This window comes from Spongiactinospora gelatinilytica, assembly GCF_003236385.1.
Lineage (GTDB): Bacteria > Actinomycetota > Actinomycetes > Streptosporangiales > Streptosporangiaceae > Spongiactinospora > Spongiactinospora gelatinilytica.
Map to the genome: position 1 here is coordinate 1 of NZ_POUA01000576.1, position 3,105 is coordinate 3,105.

General features: G+C 69.0%; 4 protein-coding genes. 2 read left to right on the forward strand and 2 right to left on the reverse strand.

Annotated features, from left to right (window positions below):
• Positions 1-19 precede the first annotated feature (19 nt).
• Complete coding sequence (locus tag C1I98_RS37130; RefSeq protein ID WP_111171946.1) at positions 20-688, reverse strand: DUF305 domain-containing protein; 669 nt, start codon at positions 686-688, stop codon at positions 20-22.
• Between the two features lie 122 nt (positions 689-810).
• Here C1I98_RS37130 and C1I98_RS37135 point away from each other — a divergent pair, with 122 nt between their 5' ends.
• A complete protein-coding gene (locus tag C1I98_RS37135; protein ID WP_111171948.1) occupies positions 811-1,542 on the forward strand; it encodes a thioredoxin-like domain-containing protein in 732 nt (243 codons plus the stop codon).
• A 15-nt stretch (positions 1,543-1,557) separates the two neighbouring features.
• Here the strand turns inward: C1I98_RS37135 and ald are convergent, their stop codons facing one another.
• Positions 1,558-2,673, reverse strand: coding sequence for an alanine dehydrogenase (gene ald, locus C1I98_RS37140; protein ID WP_111171947.1), 1,116 nt, complete (start codon positions 2,671-2,673; stop codon positions 1,558-1,560).
• A gap of 188 nt (positions 2,674-2,861) precedes the next feature.
• Here ald and C1I98_RS42240 point away from each other — a divergent pair, with 188 nt between their 5' ends.
• A complete protein-coding gene (locus C1I98_RS42240) occupies positions 2,862-3,020 on the forward strand; it encodes a hypothetical protein (RefSeq protein ID WP_158558359.1) in 159 nt (52 codons plus the stop codon).
• Positions 3,021-3,105: the final 85 nt, after the last annotated feature.

Sequence of the window (3,105 nt, forward strand, 5' to 3'; positions counted from 1 at the left end):
GGCCTCAGGGCCGGACACGTCAGTCGAGGATCGTCGGGTACGGCTTCGCGCCCCGGGCGCGGAGCAGGTCGGTCATCAGCTTGATCTCGCCGCTCTGGCCGGCGCTGATGTGCCTGGCCATGGTGGCGACCTCCTCACGGTCGGAAAGGCGCAGCAGGCCGTCGGCCATCTGCACGCCTCCCTCATGGTGACGGATCATGAGCTGCAGGAACAGGACCTCGGCCGCCTTGCCCTCGGCCTGTCTCAGCCGCTCCATTTCCGCGCCGGTCGCCATGCCGGGCATCGGCGCCCCGGCCGGCGCCGCCGGTTTCGCCCGGCCCGCGGAGTGTCCGTGACCGGACATCCAGGCCATCCTCGGCCGCTCGCCGGCCTGGTTCAGCCCCCACTGCTGAAGCCAGCCCATGAAGATCCCGCGCTGGGCGGTCTGGGTGAGAATGATGTCGCTGGTGAGAGCGCGCAGCGTCTCGTCCTCGGTGACATCGTGTGCGGCGAACGCCATCTCGACGGCCTGGGCGTGATGGAACGCCATGTCCCGCGCGAATCCCGCCTCCGGCGAGACGTCGGAGGGCGTGCCGTACCGGCCGGCGAAGAAGACGGCGGCGGCGATGGCGGCCAGCACGGTACAGACCGCCGCGATGAGCAGCGGGCGGTGCCGTGGGCGTGCGGGAGTTTCAACGGGGACGTCCATCGTTTGCTCAGCGTACCCGTGATCTCCGGTAAGCGGCGTGAGGAGAACTTAAAGCCCTTATTCTCCACATACGTTGGTACGGAATAAGGTGACCCCTGATTGGGCCCGCCGATGGAGGAATGATGTCCAAGGAGAAGGCGCAGGCGAGGCGTGAGCATCTGGCGCAGATGCGAGCCGCGCAGAAGCGCAAAGAGCGCCGTACCGCCATGCTCATGTGGGGTGCGGGCGGGCTCGTCATCATCCTGCTCGTCGGCGTGGTCGCGTTCTACCTGATCAGGGAACGGTCGGCGACCTCGCTGGGCGAAGTGGTCACCGCGAAGTACCCGGCCAGCCAGCACAAGGAGACCAAGATCTCCTACAAGGAGAACCCGCCGCTCGGCGGGGAGCACAACAGCGTCTGGCAGCGCTGCGGCATCTACGACGAGCCGGTCAACAACGAGCACGCGGTCCACTCCCTGGAACACGGGGCGATCTGGATCACCTACAACCCCACCCTGCCCAAGGCCCAGGTGGAGACCCTCAAGAAGCTCGCCGGCGAGGAGTACATGCTGCTCAGCCCGTACCCCGGGCTGCCCTCGCCGATCGTCGCCAGCGCGTGGAACAACCAGATCAAGCTGTCCAGCGCCGATGACCCGAAGCTCCCGCGGTTCATCAGCAAGTACCGTAACAACCCGACCAACACGCCGGAGTTCGGCGCCTCCTGTGAGGGGCCGTACAGCACCGACAAGACGGCGGCCCAGAAGGAGATCCCGGCCGTCGCGCCGAGCGGATCGCCGGACACCATGGGCACGCCGCCCGCCACCTCCGAGCCCAGCGCCCCCGCGACCGGCACCCCCGAGCCCAGCGCCTCCTGAGTCGCCGGGACGGCCTTAGGTCAAGATCTCTTCGACGCCCGCGAACTCCAGCCCGTGCGCCTCGGCCACGGGCTTGTTCGTCACATGGCCCTCGTGCGTGTTGAGCCCCCGGGCGAGGGCCGGGTCGGCCCGCAGCGCCGCCCGCCAGCCGAGGTCGGCGATGGCCAGCGCGTACGGGACGGTGACGTTCGTCAGCGCGTAGGTCGAGGTGTGCGGGACCGCGCCCGGCATGTTCGCGACGCAGTAGAACACCGAGTCGTGGACCCGGTACGTCGGGTCGGCGTGGGTCGTCGGGCGGGAGTCCTCGAACGAGCCGCCCTGGTCGATGGAGATGTCCACCAGCACCGAACCCGGGCGCATCCGCGCGACCAGATCGTTGCCGACCAGCTTGGGTGCTCTGGCCCCCGGTACCAGAACCGCCCCGATCACCAGGTCCGCCTCACGGACGGCGCGCTCGATCTCGTAGGCGTTGGAGGCGATGGTCTGGCAGTGGCCCTGGTAGATGATGTCGGCCTGGCGCAGCCGGTCGATGTTCTTGTCCAGCAGCAGCACCTCCGACTGCATGCCCAGCGCGATCACCGCCGCGTTCATCCCGGCGACCCCGGCCCCGATCACCACCACGCGGGCCGCGTGCACCCCCGACACGCCGCCCATCAGCACCCCTCGGCCGCCGCCCTGGCTCATCAGGTGATAGGCGCCCACCTGCGGGGCGAGCCGTCCGGCCACCTCCGACATGGGCGCGAGCAGCGGCAGGAAGCCGCCCGCCGTCTGCACGGTCTCGTAGGCGATGCCGGTGATCCCCGACTCCAGCATGGCCGTGGTGCAGGGCGCGGACGCGGCCAGGTGCAGGTAGGTGAACAGGACCTGGCCCTTGCGCATCCGGTGGTACTCCTCGGCGACCGGCTCCTTGACCTTCAGCACCAGGTCGGCCTGCCCCCACACCTCGTCGGCCGACGGCACGATCACCGCCCCGGCGGCGGCGAAGTCGTCGTCGGGGATCGCCGACCCGGTCCCGGCCTCCCGTTCGATGAGGACCTGGTGCCCGTGCCTGACGAACTCGTGCGCTCCGGCCGGGGTGAGCGCGACGCGGTATTCGTTGTTCTTTACCTCGCGCGGAACTCCGATCTGCACGGCTCCTCCTCGCGTAGCCCCGTCTTTCACTGTGCGTTCCCCGGGCGCGGGCGACCACGCGCAGGGTGGAGGGAATCGGCCGGGCTTGATGACGATTTGTCGGGGAAGCAATGCCTTTACGCGTGGATTACGCGTGGTTGGCGACGATCGGTAGGCTCGTTCCCGCCAGCGAGCAACGTCATGAACATATGGGGTCCACACCGATGGAGAAGCAGCCGGTGGAGAAGCCGCCGGATTCCGGCGAGGAGCCGGCGGCGCCCTCGTCCGCACCGCCCGCCCCGGCCGATGACGAGCCGAAGGCCAGCCGGGCGACCACGCGCAGGGTGGAGGGAATCGGCCGGGCTTGATGACGATTTGTCGGGGAAGCAATGCCTTTACGCGTGGATTACGCGTGGTTGGCGACGATCGGTAGGCTCGTTCCCGCCAGCGAGC